This window comes from Nocardia sp. NPDC004654 (genome assembly GCF_040609595.1).
Lineage (GTDB): Bacteria > Actinomycetota > Actinomycetes > Mycobacteriales > Mycobacteriaceae > Nocardia.
Window position 1 is genome coordinate 833586 of the sequence record NZ_JBEXKI010000001.1, and the last position, 14670, is coordinate 848255.

Genomic DNA, 14670 nt, shown 5'->3' on the forward strand with positions numbered 1-14670 from the left:
CCGTCTGTTGAGCGGAAGCGCCCTGTGTGGGCGCGCTCTGTCCGGCCGCTGCGGTCTGCTGGTTGGAGGCGCCTTGTGCGGACGTACCCTGACTGGCTGCCGACTGCTGACTCGAAACGCCTTGCGCCGCCGCACTCTGTCCGGCCGCTGCCGTCTGCTGAGTGGAAGCACTTCGTGCCGCCGCGCCCTGTCCCGCAGCAGCTCCCTGCTGCGCCCCACCTTGCTCGGCAGCCGCGCCTCGACCGGCAACCGCTTCCTGCCGAGCACCACCGCCTTGCGCGGCAGCGGTCGGCGCACCCGCGCCGGTCGATCGACCCGGCTCGGACGAGGTCGAGTCACGGCGCGGAATCTCGGTGGTCGCCGCGTCGAGCAAGCCAGACCGTTCGCCGCCGGTGCCAGTGCGGTCGTGGGGCGCGCCTTGCGGCGTGCTCGGTCGGTCGGCACCCGCACCGGCCTGCACTCCTCCACCGGATTGGGTGATCGTGCCCTGCGCTGCTCCGCCGGGCTGTGCGTTCGCGCCAGGCGGCGCGCCTTGGGGCGGCGTGCTCGGTCGGTCGGCCGTGCCCGCGGGGATTCCTGCGGGCGCGGCGGCCTGTGTTCCGCCACCGGGGGTGTTCGCGCCGGGCTGTGCGCCTTGCGGTGGGGTGGTCGGTCGGTCGGCTGCCGCACGCGCGGCGCCACCTGCACTCGCAGCGCCCGGTGCTTGTCCACCGGGGGTCTTCGCGCCAGGCTGTGCGCCTTGCGGTGACGTGCTCGGTCGGTCGGCTGCCGCACGCGCGGCGACATCCGCACTCGCAGCGGCCGGTGCTTGTCCACCGGAGGTGTTCGCGCCACGCTGCGCGCCTTGCGGCGGCGTGCTCGGTCGGTCGGCCGCGCTCGCGGGGGTACCTGCGCCCGCGGTGGCCTGTGTTCCGCCACCGGAGGTCTTCGCGCCAGGCTGTGCGCCTTGCGTGCTCGGTCGGTCGGCCGCACCCGCGGCGGCCTGCGTTCCTCCCCCGGGCTGGGCCTTCGATTCGGACTGCGGGCTGGCGTCGGATCGGCTGCTCACAGCGGTTCGCGTGTCCGCGTCGGACTGCGCCTGCGCGGGCGTCCGAGCACCCGCACTCGCGGTGTCCGCGCTCTGCGGAAGCTCGGTCGTCGCGGCGTCCGCCGGTCCGGGCCGACCGGCGTTCGCTGCCCCGGACGCCTGTCCGCCCGCACGGCTCGGCTGTGGGGCGGGGGTCTCGTCCTGATCCCAGGCCGCGCCGAAACCGCCCCCGGTGATGATCCGCGACTGGCTCGCAGCCGCCGTGTCCCGCGCGGACTCGCCCGCCGAATCGGAGGCGTCCGAGGTCGATTCCGCGTCCCTCGACGTGGCAGGCGTGGACTGAGCAGGGGTGGCGCTCCGGGGGTCTTCCGGCACGACGGGACGCTGGTCGCGCGGGTCCCGCGCCTCCGCCTGATCGGCGGAACCGGCGTCGCGTGCCGGGTTCTTCTCGTCGTTCGGGTCGGACACCTACTACCCCTCGCTCCTGCGGATCTGTGAAGTCGACGCAAGCCTAATAGGCGCGGCCGACCAAGGGCCGTCAATAACCGACGCACTGCGGGCGGCCCGCGGGCGCCCCACCCCCACCGGCGTGCACAATGAACCGCATGACCTCGTTCGGTGATCTGCTCGGCCCGCAACCGGTACTGCTACCCGAAATCCCCGAGGCGGAGGACGCGCTGCTCGACAACGCCGATCCGGTGCAGGTCGCGGCCGCGCACCCGGCGGCGTCGATCGCCTGGGCGCATCTCGCCGAGGCCGCGCTGGAGCGGGGCGGCGCGGCGACGGCCGACGAAGTCGTGAACCACGACATCGTCGCCGCCTACGCCTTCGCCCGCACCGGCTACCACCGCGGCCTCGACCTGCTGCGCCGCAACGGCTGGAAGGGCTTCGGCCCGGTGCCGTGGAGCCACGAACCCAACCGCGGTTTCCTGCGCAGCGTCGGCGCGCTGGCCAGGGCCGCCAAGGCGATCGGCGAGACCGAGGAGTACGCGCGCTGCCTCGACCTGCTCGAGGACTGCGACCCGCGCGCCGCGGCGGAGCTCGGCCTCGACTGAGTCGTAGTTGATCGACCCCCAATCGCGTTTCGGCGTCGCCAAGGCGGGCGGCGCGGAACGTCTGCGCGGTGCGTGGGCTCGGCTCCGGTTGTCGGCGTTGCCGATCGTGCAGTGCGCGCTCGGCGCGGCGCTGGCCTGGTTCGTCGCGCACAACGTCATCGGCCATCCGCAGCCGTTCTTCGCGCCGACGGCCGCGGTCGTCTCGATCGGCATCTCGTTCGGCGCCCGGATGAAGCGCGCCATCGAGCTGGTCGTCGGCGTCGCGGTCGGCATCGGCATCGGCGACTTGTTCATCTCGAACGCGGGCACCGGTGTCTGGCAGATCGCGCTCGTGGTCGGGGTGGCCATGGCGCTGGCGGTGTTCCTCGACGGCGGTTCCATCATCACCATGCAGGCGGCCGGTTCGGCCGTGCTGGTCGCCACCTTGATGCCCCCTTCGGCGGGCGGCAGCTTCGATCGCATGATCGACGCGCTGGTCGGCGGCTTGGTCGGCGTGGTGATCGTGGCCGCGATCCCGCTGCATCCGGTGCGCCGCGCTCGCGAGCACGGCGCGGAAATCCTTGCGGTGATGGGCAAATCGCTGTCCCGGTGCGCCGACGGCCTGCTCGAACAGGATCAGGAGAAGATCCGCGAGGCGCTGTCGGCCGCCCGCGCGACGCAGTCGCAGATCGATTCGCTCCGCTCCACTTTGGAGGGCGGTCGCGAGATCAGCCGCATCTCGCCGCTGTACTGGAACTCGCGCGCACGCCTCGAACGCATCCGCGCCACCGCAGACCCGCTCGACAACGCGGTCCGCAATACCAGGGTGCTGCTGCGCCGTTCGCTCACTCTGGTGCGCGACGACGAGATTCTGGACCCGCGGCTCGTCGACGAGGTGGAGCGGCTCGCCCAGGCCGTCGAGGTGGTGCGCAAGATGATGCTCGCCGATCCGGGTGAACAGCCCGATCAGGCGGAGGCCGCCAGGGTGTTGCGCACGGTCGCGAAGGAAGCGCGTCCGGAACTGGTTGCGGGCGCGGGGCTTTCGGCGCACGTGGTGTTCGCGCAGGTCCGTTCGATCGTGGTCGACCTGATGCAGGTCTGCGGTATGAAGCGCATCTCGGCGATCGCGCTGTTGCCGCCGACCGTGCCGAATCCCTATGTGCGCCCGAAGGATTGACCGAGCTACTCAGCGGATTTCGGCCAACGACGCGGTCCGCGAAGCCTTCCTGCGCCGTCGCGACGCCGACGGGATGATCTTCGGGTAGTCCACTACTCGCGATCTCGCGCACCGCGCTCCATAACCTCGTTTCATGACCGCGACGACGAGGGGTGTCACGGTCGGACACTTCGCACGACGACGCGTCTCACCGGCTGAGATGGTGTGGTGGCCGGGGCGGGTAGGGACGGTATCGGCGTCGCGCGGAGCAGGTCGCCCGGTCTCGGGAAGGCCGGGCGGCCATCGTTCTCAGAGCCAGAAACGCACCAGCCCAGCGCCTCTCGCGATCCACGACGACTCCACGCCGAACACCTCGCAGATGGCGTAGATGGCGTCGAAGAACGGTTCGTTGATCGCGGGCGTCAGGATCAGCGCGAACAGCAGCAGCATGCCGAGCGGCTTGAGCTGGTCCAGCGAGCGCCGGGTCTGGTAGCTCAGCGAGGGTTCGAGGATTCCGTACCCGTCGAGCCCCGGGATCGGCAGCATGTTCAACACCGCCGCGGTCACCTGGAGGAAGGCGAGGAACGCCAGCCCGTACCAGAACGCGGGATGCGAGGTCTGGCTGCCGAACACCTCCACGACGACGAGCAGCAGCACCGCGAACGCCGCGTTGACCGCCGGACCCGCGCCGCTGATCAGCCGCTGCATCCGCGGGCTGACGCTGTGCGTGTGCACGTACACCGCACCGCCGGGCAGACCGAATCCGCCGAGCGCGATGAACACCACGGGCAACACGATCGACAGCAGCGGGTGCGAGTACTTCAGCGGATTCAGCGTGAGATACCCGCGCAGCTCCACTTCGTGATCGCCTGCGCGCCAAGCCATGTACGCGTGCGCGAACTCGTGCAGGCACAGCGTCACGATCCAGCCGGCGACCACGAGCACGAAGACGCCGACCTTGGCCCGCGTCGAACCGTAGTCGGAGGCCCAGGCCAGCACGCCGCCCGCGAGGGTGATCGCGACGACGAGCAGGAAGACCGGACTCGGCCGAACCGCGCCGAGACCCGTTCGGCGTTGCGGGAGGGAGTAATTCATCGCACCAGTAGCCAGGTTTCGTTGTGCCGGTAGAAGGTCGAGCGCGGCACAGTGCGCTCGGTGAGAATGCCGTCGCGGGTCACCACCGCGCCCGGGGTCCCCAGTTGCGCGGCCCGGCCCTCGACCCACCGGCGCTTGCGCAGGCCCTTGCGCACGGTCGCCCGGACGCCTGGCATGTGCAGGGTGGGGGAGATGTGCATCGCGGTGACCTTGCCGGAGAACAGCTGGGTGTCGTCCACGTAGGCCTCGCCCTCCAGCTTGCCGCCCTCGGGTCCGGTGATGGTCGCCCGTCCGACCAGCACTTTTCCGGTGTCGTCGCGGATCAGCGGAGTCTCGCGCGCCTTGCCCTCGATCGCGCGCTTGGCCGCGGCGTTGCCGGTGCCGGTCTGGTAGGCGCGCGAGCCGTAGGTCTTGTCGATCGGCACGTATCCGATCTCGACGTGCAGCCGCTCGGTCCGCATCAGATGGGTCAGCACCGCGGCAAGCGCGGCGTCCTCGCCGAGCACGATCAAGCGCGGCAGGCTGTCGGCGGCGAGCACGGGAAGGAGTTCGTCGATCACCGCGGTGTCGGGGATTGCGGCCGTCACGGTTGTCGGCAGTGCGGCGAGGGCGATCGGGACCGGCGCGCCATCGCAGCGGAGAACATGGGTACTCAAACTGCCGTACACCCTCCTCGAATCCTGCCGGCTCGCCCCACCGGCTCCCTCGCACCTGTCGAGCGGGCACGCTGCCCCGGTCCGCCCGCAGCAACCATAGCCGTGTTCAACCCGTAGCGCCCGGGCCGAGTCGGCATTGTGACCGGCGCGGGGTGCCTTCCCCGGGGTGCCCTAGGCCATTCGGTAAACTGTGCTTCCGGCCACCGCCTCAGTACGGCAGGTAGCTGCAACACGGGTGTGTTGCGCGTCGAACCGTAGGAGACACCACCATGCCGGCAATCGTCCTCATCGGCGCCCAGTGGGGCGACGAGGGTAAGGGCAAAGCGACCGACCTGCTCGGCGGCAGACTGCAATGGGTGGTCCGATACCAAGGCGGCAACAACGCGGGCCATACCGTGGTGCTGCCGAACGGCGACAAGTTCGCGCTGCACCTCATCCCCTCCGGCATCCTGACCCCCGGTGTGCGAAACGTCATCGGCAACGGTGTCGTGGTGGATCCCGGTGTGCTGCTCGCCGAACTGGCCGGACTGGAGGACCGCGGCGTCGACACCTCGGGCCTGCTGCTCTCGGCCGACGCGCATCTGATCATGCCGTACCACGTGGCCATCGATAAGGTCACCGAGCGCTTCCTCGGCAACAAGAAGATCGGCACCACCGGCCGCGGCATCGGACCCTGCTACCAGGACAAGGTGGCGCGCGTCGGCGTGCGAGTCGCGGACGTGCTCGACGAGAAGATCCTCACCCAGAAGGTCGAGGCCGCCCTGGAGTTCAAGAACCAGGTGCTGGTGAAGATCTACAACCGCCGCGCGCTCGATCCGCAGCAGGTGGTGAACGAGGTGCTCTCCATGGCGGAGAGCTTCAAACACCGCATCGCCGATACCCGTTTGCAGCTCAACGAGGCCCTCGAGCGCGGAGAAACCGTGCTACTCGAGGGTTCTCAGGGCACCCTGCTCGACGTCGATCACGGCACCTACCCGTATGTCACGTCGTCCAACCCGACTTCGGGCGGCGCGGCCGTCGGTTCCGGCATCGGACCGAACAAGATCAACACGGTGCTCGGCATCCTCAAGTGCTACACGACCCGCGTCGGTTCGGGCCCGTTCCCGACCGAACTGTTCGACCAGTACGGCGAATTCCTCGCCAAGCAGGGCGGTGAGGTCGGCGTCACCACCGGCCGCGCCCGACGCTGCGGCTGGTTCGACGCAGTGATCGCCCGGTACGCGACTCGCGTCAACGGCATCACCGACTACTTCCTCACCAAGCTGGATGTACTGTCCAGCTTGGACCGGGTACCGATCTGCGTCGCGTACGAAATCGATGGTAAGCGCGTGGACCAGATGCCCACCACCCAAACCGAGTTCCACCACGCCAAGCCGATTTACGAGGAAATGCCCGGTTGGTGGGAGGACATCTCGGGGGCGCGAACCTTCGAGGATCTGCCCGCCAACGCGCAGGCGTACGTGCGGCGGCTCGAGGAGCTCTCCGGCGCGCGAATCTCCTGCATCGGCGTCGGTCCGGGTCGAGACCAAACGATCGTCAGGCACGACGTCCTCGGCTGAACCACAGCGTTTTCCGACTCCGCGACGCGCGGAGCACGCCTGCCTTCGCGGTTCCCTTCGATCATGAACTGTGAAGAACTACAGTTAGAGCTATGGCTCGGAACTGGCCGATGATCGAGCGCGAGACCGAGTTCGAGGCGATTCGGTCCGCACTCACCGGCTCGACGTACGTGGGTGCCGTCCTGACCGGCGATGCCGGAGTGGGCAAGACGACGCTGGCGAGACAGGCGACCGCGGCGGTCGGCGGAAATATTCGGTGGGTAGCGGGCACGGAGTCGGCCCGCAGTATTCCGCTGGGCGTGTTCGCGCACATGGTCGGTGTCTACACGGCACACGACCCGGTGACGTTCATGTCCGCCGCGCGTGAGGCGCTGCTCGCCGACGGGCACACCATCATCGGCGTCGACGACGCCCATCTTCTGGACCAACTGTCCGCAACCTTGCTGTTGCAGTTGGCCATCGACAAGGCGGCCCACATCGTCGCCACCGTGCGCAGCGGGGTTCAGGTGCCCGACGCGGTGACCTCGCTGTGGAAGGACGGGCACCTGCTGCGCGTCGACCTGAACCCGTTCACCCAGCCGCAGAGCGTGGACCTGGTCGAGTCGATGCTCGGCGGTCAGCTCGAAGGTTTCACCGCCAATCTGATGTGGGAGTCCTCCGGCGGGAACGCCCTGTTCCTGCGGCACTTGGTGGAAGGAGCGCTGGAGGCGGGCACCCTGCGCCAGGTGAACGGCGTCTGGCAGCTGCGCGGACGCGCCGCGGTGACCTCGGAATTGGCTGCGCTGCTGGAGGATCGGGTCGAGCAGTTGCCCGAGCAGGTGCTGCGGGTGCTGGAACTGCTCACCTTCTGCGAGCCGATCGATCTCGACGTGCTCGCCGAGCTCGCCGGTGAGGACGCGGTGGAGGCCGCCGAAACCCGCGGTGTGATCCGGGTTGTGGAGAACTCGCACCAGCTCATCGTGCGCTACAACCATCCGCTGTTCGGCGAGGTCATCCGGCGCAGGTTGGGCATCGCGTCGGCGCGGCGGCTGCGCGGCAGGCTGTACTCCTCGCTCAAGGAGCGGCGCATCAATTCCGCCGCCGACCGCATCCGGTTGGCCGAATTGGCCTTGGACAGCGACAAATCCGCCGATCTCGAGCTATTCGAGGCGGCCGCCGCCGACGCCATCGGCTTGGCCAATCTGCCGCTCGGCGAGCGGTTCGCCAGGGCCGCGGTGGAGCGGCGCGGCGGGGTCGAGTCGGCCGATCTGCTGGCCAGGGCGCTGCTGTGGCAGGGGCACCGGATCGAGGCCGAGCGCACGCTGGCCAGCTTCGACGCCGATCAGCTCAACGAGGTGCAGCTGGCCCGGTGGGGCAGCACCCGAGTGTCGAACCTGTTATGGGCCATGGGCGATGCCGATCGCGCCGACGAGGTGCTCGCCGATATTCGGGCCAGGGTGCATCATCCGAAGATCATCGCCACGTTGGGCGGACTCGCCTCGGCGTGCGCGGTGAACGAGAACCGCATCGAGGACGCGTTCACCGAGGCGGAGGCGGTGATGACCGCGAAAGGCGCTCCGCCGTGGGCGGTCTGGTGGGCTTCGTTCGGCGGCGGGCTGGCGCTGGCGCTGATGGGCAAGGCCGAAGCGGCCAGGCAGTACGCCGCGCGCGGGCACGAGGTGGAGCGCGAGATCGACGGGCTCAACCGATTCATGTCCACCCACGCCGAGGTGCTCGCGCTCATCTACAGCGGTGAGTTCGAAGCGGCGAGGCGTTGCGCCACACCGTATTTCGGCTACACAGCGCCGGGACAGTATCTGGCGTGGGGCATGTCGAAGATCCTGCAAGGCACCGTCGACGTGGCGCAGGGGCGTTTCATCGACGGCATAGAACATTTGGAGCAGGCGCTCGCTGCGCTGACCACCGAAGGCGCGGCGGCGTGGTTGTTCCCCGCGAGAATTCGCCTGGCGGAAGCCTATTCGGCATTGGGGCGCGCGCACGACGCCGCCGAGTCGGTGGCCGAGGCGGCGCGGCGCGGCGGTCGGCACAGTGCGGTCTACGAGCCGCAGCTGGAGATCGCCAAGGCTTGTGTCGCGGGCGCCGAGGGCACCGTCACTCCGGCGGTCCAGCTGGCGATCGGCGCCGCCGACTCGGCCGCCCGCTCGCACCAGCACGCGATCGAGGCGATGGCGCTGCACACCGCGGCCCGCTTCGGCGACCACTCGGTGGCCGGTCGGCTCGCGGACCTCGCGGCTCGGGTGGACGGCAGGCTGGTGCAGATCCAAGCCAAACACGCGGTGGCGCTCGCCGCCCACGACGGGCCCGGACTCGACGACGCCGCAAGCGAATTCGAGGCCCTCGGCGCGGTGCTCTCGGCCGCCGACGCCGCCGCCCAAGCCGCGTCCGCGCACGAACGAGCGGGCGACCGTCGCCGCCTCCTCGAATCCGCCTCCGCCGCCAACCGTCTCGCCGCGGCCTGCGGCGGCGCCGCCACCCCCGCCCTGCGCAAGGCAGCCCAACCCCTACCCCTCACCGCCCGCGAACGCGAGATCGCGAACCTCGTCGCCGCGGGCCTGTCCAACCGCCAGATCGCCGACCGTCTCACCGTCTCGGTCCGCACCGTCGAGGGCCACCTCTACCGGGCGTGCATCAAGATGGACGTCACCGACCGCGAGTCGCTCGGGGCGTTGATGCGTGGTGAGTCGTCCGCCTGAGATTCCGCGCGGCGCTGACCGGAACTTGGCTGTGCCGCCGCACCTCCGCCCAGTTGGGCGTGACCACTACTGCATCGAGTGCGGTGGGGTCAGGGGGTACGGTCAGCACTGAGCGAGCGAGGAGGGCTGTCGAGGATGGCGCGGTGGGTAGTGGCGGTGGGGGCGGCGGTTGCACTCGCGGTGGTGCCCGGTTGCGCCGAGACGAGTGAACCCGTGCCGTCCAGTGCGGTGGTGAGTACCGCGCCCGCTCTGAATCCTCAGCAGGAGCGCAATCGGCGCATCCACGAGCGCCTGCTCGAACTGGGGTGCACGACCAACAGCTGCATTCAGACGTATTTCGCCTGTATGGACGGGTACCTCACCGGCGAGGCATGCGAGTTCTACCGGCAGCATCCGCCGGAGCAGTGAAGTCCTCGGTGCGTCGCTTCGCGGAGGGCGCCAAAGTCGTCATCGGCACCGACGCGGTGCGAGCAAGGCCGCAGAATGCTCGGGTCCGAGCCCGGATGGACCGAGCGGGCGGGTCCCGCGCGTTCGGTGCTCGGTACCGTGAACTGTGCTTTCGACAGCCCACCCGGAGGCGCTTGGCGCGTGGTCGAGTTTCGGCGACCACCGGGTTTGCCTCGGCCGCGGCGGGCCGTCACGGCTGTAGACGGCACCCGCGCCCGCGGATTCATCGCTGCGCCGTGTTCATCGCTGCGTCCCGGTGAGGAATTCACCCGCCGCCGGGGCGAGGATGTCGATCTTCGGATCGTGGCTGAGTTTGGCCAGTTCGCGGTGCTCGGCGCGGGGCAGCACCGCCGCGATGGCCTTGGCGCCGTTCTTCAGCAGCGCGGCACTGTCGGCGCCCGCGACGACCAACGTCGGGACCGTGACGCCCGACCAGTCGGCCGCGCGCAGCTTCTCACCGCGCATGTACGGGCGCATCACCGCCCAGTCGTGCGCGGTCGAATTCGCCGTCGCCTTCAGGTTCTTCCAGAACGGCGTGATGCGCATGGCCGTCACCATCGTCCACGGAACGCCCATGGCCTTGGACATGTACAACCGCACCGTCTTGTCGCGTTTGTCGGCGGCGATCAGTTCGTGCAGCCGGACGTCCAGGTCCGCGGGCGGAACGTGCCCGGATCGATCGACCACGAACGGCGGCTCGAACGCCACGACTTTCGTCACACCGGGCACCCGCCCCGACCCCGCCGCGAGCAGCGCGAGCACCGCACCCGACGACCACCCGAACAGCGCCGCCGACCCGCCCGCGGCCTGCATCAGCGCCGCGATGTCCTCGATCTCGTTGGTCACGTCGTAGACGCCGGGCGAGTCCCCGCTGTCGCCGCGACCTCGCCGGTCGTAATTGATGACGGTCAAGCCGTGCTCGGCCAACGCCTCCGAGAGCTGCACCATCTTCGGGAATTTCCGATACCCGAACGCGCCGCCGATCAGGATCACCGTCCCGGCCGTGCCGTCGCCGATGCGATCGAACGCGATCGTCGTCCCGTCCGCCGAAGTGACTGTTTCCATGTCTGCGCTCCTTTTCGCTCAGCCGTGGGATGGCGCACCGAACCCATCGCAACCCGCAACGCTATCCGCCGCGAGTGCGTAGGACGCCGCAACCCGTCAATCGGCCGGCTCGCGGAACCTCAGAACAGCGTCGGCTCCCCGAACCCCGGCGTGCGCTCGATCTCCAGCAGGCGCTCCTTGGTGGAGATCCCGCCCGGCGCGGAGAATCCGTGCAGCGCGTTGTCCGCGGCGAGCACGCGGTGGCACGGGATGATGAGGGGAATCGGATTGCGCCCCAAGGCTTGTCCCACCGCTTGGGCGCCGCCGGGCGCGCCGACGCGGTCAGCGACCTGGCCGTAGCTGAGGGTATGGCCGGGATCGATGGCGCGGGTCACCGCGTAGACCGCGCGGTGGAACTCCGGAATCGTGCTGGTGTCCAGCGGAATCCAGCGCAGATCGTCCAGCTCGCCCGCGAGGTGCGCGCGGATGCCCGCGATGGCCTCGGCGATCACGGCGGTCGGCTCGCCCTCCGGCACCTCGCTGCCCGCTCGCCACCGGGTGATGCGGGCGCGAGTGGCCGCCTGGTCCGCCTCGGGCAGTTGGAAGCGGAACACGGCGTCGTCGCTCCACGCGATCGCGCAGACGCCGATCGCGGTGTCGAACAGCGCCGCGGCGGCTTGGCGAGCGGACTCACTCATACCGTCAGTGTGCACCCCGGCACCGACACATCCGCGGGCAGCCGTCGATCAGGCCAGTTTCCGAGAACTGGCCTGAAAGCCGCTTCGGCAAACGTCAGAGGCTCGCCGGAGGGCGGAAACCTGCGGCGCCGCTGTCGGCGAAACCTCCGGCTTCGGCCTTCCTGCACGGCCGTCGACGGCGGCCAGGGCCGGTGAATCGTTCGGCCGAGGCTCGTCGGCACGGCTGTGGATGGCCGCCAGATCCGAGTATTGCCGCAGCTCTTCGTAGTGCGCGACACCGGAGTTGGTGATCGATTCGAGCGGACGGAACCGCTCGAGCGCGAACAGGTTCTTGGTCCGTTTCGGCGAGTAGTGGTAGATCGCGTAGCAGAACGCGGAGACGACGAGGAAGGTGAGCAGAGCGGTCATACTGGACACGTTCCGCCAACTGGCCTTGCCAATAAATATCCAATCCCTTAATACTGGACTGTATGGCGACACGAGTGATCGGCGCGGCCAGCCTGGCCCGCGACTTGGGCAACTGGCGCAGCGCCGGTGACGATGACCCCGCCCGGCGCGCGGCCCGCCCGGCGTACCTGGCGCTGGCCGAAGGAATCCGGCTGCTCATCCACGACGGGCGCGCGCCGCTCGGCGTCGCACTGCCGAGCGAACGCGATCTCGCCACCACCCTCGGCGTCAGCCGGACCACCATCACGTCCACCTACGCGCTGCTGCGCGAACACGGCTACCTGATCAGCCGCCAGGGCTCGCGCAGCACCGTGGCCCTGCCCCCTGCCGTGCCGCACGACGGCACCAAACCGGCGCGCAGCATCCTGGCGCTGATGGCGCAGCCCGAGCTGACCACCATCGACATGACCTACGCCGCGATGGCCGCGCCGCGCGAGATGCAGGACGCGTATTCCGCCGCACTGCAAGGGATTCCGGCCTACCTCGGGACCCACGGCATGGACCCCGTTGGCGTGCTCGCGCTACGCGAGGCGGTGGCCCGCCGGTACACCGAGCGTGGGCTGCCCACCGAGCCGGACCAAATTCTCATCACCCTCGGCGCCCAGCACGGCCTGCGCCTGCTGCTCAACGTGCTCACGGCGCCAGCCGCGCGGGTGCTGATCGACCACCCGACCTACCCCAACGCCATCGAGGCCATCCGCGATGTCGGTGCGCGTCCCGTCCCGGTTCCGCTGCTGCCGGAGAGCCCGCACTCGGGCTGGGATCTCGACGGAATCCGCAGCGCCGCAAGGCAAACCGCCGCCACCTTGGCCTACCTGGTGCCGGACTTCAACAACCCGACCGGCATGCTGCTCGACGCCGAGGGACGCGCGGAACTGGCCGCCATCGCCCGCGAGACCCGTATGACGGTCGTCGTCGACGAGTCGATGGTCGACCTCGGCCTGGATGTGGACACCCTGCCGCCCCCGGTCGCCGCGTTCGCCAAGAATTCCGAGATCGTCACCATCGGTTCGGCATCCAAGTCGTTCTGGGGTGGTCTGCGCGTCGGCTGGATTCGCACCAACCAGACGCTGATCACCAAGCTGCTCGGCATCCGCTCCACCGTCGACCTCGGCACCCCGGTGATGGACCAGCTCGCCACGGTGCACCTGCTCGAGAACGCCGACGCCATCCTCGACCGCCGTCGCGACCAATTGCGTAGCCAGCGCGCGGCTTTGCTCGACGCGCTGGCCGAGGAGCTGCCGGACTGGCGGGTCAGCGCGGGCGTCGGCGGGATGTCGGTCTGGGCGCAGCTGCCGGCTCCGGTCTCCACCGCGCTCGCCGCCACCGCGCCCAACCACGGCGTATTGCTCGCCGCCGGACCGCGTTTCGGTGTCCAGGGCGCTTTCGAGCGGTTCCTGCGGCTGCCGTTCACCCACCAGGAGGCGGAGCTTCGGTTGGCGGTGAAAGCCGTTGCCTCCGCCTACGAAGGGCTGACCCCGCGCGCGGCCGATCCGCTGAATCCGCTCACCTGCTACTGAGTCTCGGCGGCGAACCGGCGCGAAAAGCGAACGCCCCGTGGCCGATCGACCACGGGGCGTTCACCAACGAAATATCAATCCGCCCAAACGGATTCGATCGGCGTCGCCTCGGTCGGCGGCGGTGTCGGAACGGCCGCCGGGGTGCGTGAGAAGCGCGGGGCGGGCGCGTGCTGCACCACGCCGTCGATGTCGACGAGTCCGTTGCGCGCCGCGATGTGCGCGTTCTCGGTGGCCTCGGTCAGCGTGAGCACCGGGGTGGTGCACGCGTCGGTGCCCTCGAAGATCGCCGCCCACTCGTCGCGGGTCTTGGTCTTGAACTTCTCCGCGAACAGCTTCTTCAGCTGGTCCTGACCGTTCGGGTCGATCTGCATCGGCAGGCCTTCGGGATCGATCTCCAGGCCCTTCAGCAGCTCGGCGTAGAACTGCGGCTCGATCGCGCCGACCGCCATGTACTTGCCGTCGGAGGTCTCGTAGGTGTCGTAGAAGGCCATGCCGGTGTCGAGCAGGTTGGTGCCGCGCTCGTCGGACCACAGGCCGACACCGCGCATGCCCCAGATCATGTGCGAAAGAGCAAGCGCGCCATCGATCATCGCGGCGTCGATCACCTGGCCCTTGCCCGAGTTCTGCCGTTCCACCAGCGCGGCGAGGATGCCGAACACGAGGAACATCGAGCCGCCGCCGAAGTCGCCGACCATGTTCAGCGGCGGCACCGGGCGCTCGCCCTTGCGGCCGATCGCGTTCAGCACGCCGGTCAGCGAGATGTAGTTGATGTCGTGGCCCGCGCGGTCGGCCAGCGGGCCGTCCTGACCCCAGCCGGTCATCCGGCCGTAGACCAGCCGCGGATTGCGCGCCAACGCCTCGTCGGGGCCGAGACCCATGCGCTCGGTGACGCCGGGACGGAAGCCTTCGATCAGCACGTCGGCCTTCTCGATCAGCCCGAGCACCTTCTCGATGTCGGCCGGATCCTTCAGGTTCGCCTCGACGATGGTCCGCCCGCGCCACTGCGGACGCTCCATGAACCCGGGCAGCATGTTCGGCCGCTGCACCCGCACCACGTCGGCGCCGAGGTCGGCCAGCAACAGTGCGGCATGCGGACCCGGGCCGATTCCGGCCAGCTCGACAACTTTGATGCCCGCGAGCGGGCCCTGCTTGGTGGCGGTGGATGGTGTGGTCACGCCCTACCTCGGTTCGTCGTTGATCCCTGCGCACCGCCGGGCGGTGCGGTCCCCCGGGCAGCGCCCGCGGATGTATTGACAGTATGACAATAACGCCGCCGACCGGAACCCTCCGTCGT

At 69.5% G+C, this 14670-nt stretch carries 12 protein-coding genes; 6 read left to right on the forward strand and 6 right to left on the reverse strand.

Going from position 1 to position 14670, the window contains the following annotated elements; translation table 11 throughout:
* The first annotated feature begins 1632 nt into the window (after positions 1 to 1632).
* Together ABZV58_RS03770 and ABZV58_RS03775 are read left to right on the forward strand one after the other, a co-directional pair.
* Positions 1633 to 2082 carry a DUF3151 domain-containing protein gene (locus ABZV58_RS03770; RefSeq protein ID WP_354998619.1) on the forward strand — a complete coding sequence of 150 codons (450 nt, stop codon included), beginning with the start codon at positions 1633 to 1635 and terminating at the stop codon, positions 2080 to 2082.
* A 7-nt stretch (positions 2083 to 2089) separates the two neighbouring features.
* On the forward strand, positions 2090 to 3238 hold the full coding sequence (locus ABZV58_RS03775; RefSeq protein ID WP_354998620.1) for an FUSC family protein: 1149 nt from the start codon (positions 2090 to 2092) through the stop codon (positions 3236 to 3238).
* Positions 3239 to 3526: 288 nt separating this feature from the next.
* Here the strand turns inward: ABZV58_RS03775 and ABZV58_RS03780 are convergent, their stop codons facing one another.
* Both ABZV58_RS03780 and ABZV58_RS03785 read right to left on the reverse strand, forming a co-directional pair.
* Positions 3527 to 4312, reverse strand: a complete 786-nt coding sequence (locus tag ABZV58_RS03780) for a site-2 protease family protein (protein ID WP_354998621.1) — start codon at positions 4310 to 4312, stop codon at positions 3527 to 3529.
* Positions 4309 to 4968 (reverse strand): hypothetical protein, encoded by a 660-nt coding sequence (locus ABZV58_RS03785; protein ID WP_354998622.1) that lies wholly within the window; start codon positions 4966 to 4968, stop codon positions 4309 to 4311. The genes ABZV58_RS03780 and ABZV58_RS03785 overlap by 4 nt, the downstream gene beginning before the upstream one ends.
* A gap of 269 nt (positions 4969 to 5237) precedes the next feature.
* On the opposite strand from ABZV58_RS03785, the gene ABZV58_RS03790 reads away from it, so the two are divergent.
* The 3 genes from ABZV58_RS03790 (at position 5238) to ABZV58_RS03800 (ending at position 9628) form a co-directional block, all read left to right on the forward strand.
* Positions 5238 to 6527, forward strand: a complete 1290-nt coding sequence (locus tag ABZV58_RS03790; protein WP_097246601.1) for an adenylosuccinate synthase — start codon at positions 5238 to 5240, stop codon at positions 6525 to 6527.
* A gap of 92 nt (positions 6528 to 6619) precedes the next feature.
* Positions 6620 to 9220, forward strand: a complete 2601-nt coding sequence (locus ABZV58_RS03795) for a LuxR C-terminal-related transcriptional regulator (RefSeq protein ID WP_354998623.1) — start codon at positions 6620 to 6622, stop codon at positions 9218 to 9220.
* A 135-nt stretch (positions 9221 to 9355) separates the two neighbouring features.
* Positions 9356 to 9628 (forward strand): hypothetical protein, encoded by a 273-nt coding sequence (locus tag ABZV58_RS03800; protein WP_354998624.1) that lies wholly within the window; start codon positions 9356 to 9358, stop codon positions 9626 to 9628.
* A gap of 279 nt (positions 9629 to 9907) precedes the next feature.
* Here ABZV58_RS03800 and ABZV58_RS03805 read toward each other — a convergent pair whose 3' ends face one another.
* From ABZV58_RS03805 to ABZV58_RS03815, 3 genes are all read right to left on the reverse strand, one after another.
* Positions 9908 to 10732 carry an alpha/beta hydrolase gene (locus tag ABZV58_RS03805; RefSeq protein WP_354998625.1) on the reverse strand — a complete coding sequence of 275 codons (825 nt, stop codon included), beginning with the start codon at positions 10730 to 10732 and terminating at the stop codon, positions 9908 to 9910.
* Positions 10733 to 10851: 119 nt separating this feature from the next.
* Complete coding sequence (locus tag ABZV58_RS03810; RefSeq protein WP_354998626.1) at positions 10852 to 11409, reverse strand: methylated-DNA--[protein]-cysteine S-methyltransferase; 558 nt, start codon at positions 11407 to 11409, stop codon at positions 10852 to 10854.
* 48 nt (positions 11410 to 11457) lie between these two features.
* Complete coding sequence (locus ABZV58_RS03815) at positions 11458 to 11817, reverse strand: hypothetical protein (RefSeq protein ID WP_354998627.1); 360 nt, start codon at positions 11815 to 11817, stop codon at positions 11458 to 11460.
* Between the two features lie 62 nt (positions 11818 to 11879).
* Between ABZV58_RS03815 and ABZV58_RS03820 the strand changes: the two genes are divergently transcribed.
* Positions 11880 to 13376 (forward strand): PLP-dependent aminotransferase family protein, encoded by a 1497-nt coding sequence (locus ABZV58_RS03820; RefSeq protein WP_354998628.1) that lies wholly within the window; start codon positions 11880 to 11882, stop codon positions 13374 to 13376.
* Between the two features lie 74 nt (positions 13377 to 13450).
* Here the strand turns inward: ABZV58_RS03820 and ABZV58_RS03825 are convergent, their stop codons facing one another.
* Positions 13451 to 14551, reverse strand: a complete 1101-nt coding sequence (locus ABZV58_RS03825; RefSeq protein ID WP_354998629.1) for a CaiB/BaiF CoA-transferase family protein — start codon at positions 14549 to 14551, stop codon at positions 13451 to 13453.
* Positions 14552 to 14670: the final 119 nt, after the last annotated feature.

Bases quoted from the DNA above. Each gene is read 5' to 3' on its own strand.
- ABZV58_RS03770 (WP_354998619.1), top strand. From the start codon at position 1,633: ATGACCTCGTTCGGTGATCTGCTCGGCCCGCAACCGGTACTGCTACCC.
- ABZV58_RS03795 (WP_354998623.1), top strand. From the start codon at position 6,620: ATGGCTCGGAACTGGCCGATGATCGAGCGCGAGACCGAGTTCGAGGCG.
- ABZV58_RS03815 (WP_354998627.1), bottom strand. From the start codon at position 11,817: ATGACCGCTCTGCTCACCTTCCTCGTCGTCTCCGCGTTCTGCTACGCG.
- ABZV58_RS03805 (WP_354998625.1), bottom strand. From the start codon at position 10,732: ATGGAAACAGTCACTTCGGCGGACGGGACGACGATCGCGTTCGATCGC.
- ABZV58_RS03790 (WP_097246601.1), top strand. From the start codon at position 5,238: ATGCCGGCAATCGTCCTCATCGGCGCCCAGTGGGGCGACGAGGGTAAG.
- ABZV58_RS03780 (WP_354998621.1), bottom strand. From the start codon at position 4,312: ATGAATTACTCCCTCCCGCAACGCCGAACGGGTCTCGGCGCGGTTCGG.
- ABZV58_RS03810 (WP_354998626.1), bottom strand. From the start codon at position 11,409: ATGAGTGAGTCCGCTCGCCAAGCCGCCGCGGCGCTGTTCGACACCGCG.
- ABZV58_RS03820 (WP_354998628.1), top strand. From the start codon at position 11,880: ATGGCGACACGAGTGATCGGCGCGGCCAGCCTGGCCCGCGACTTGGGC.
- ABZV58_RS03800 (WP_354998624.1), top strand. From the start codon at position 9,356: ATGGCGCGGTGGGTAGTGGCGGTGGGGGCGGCGGTTGCACTCGCGGTG.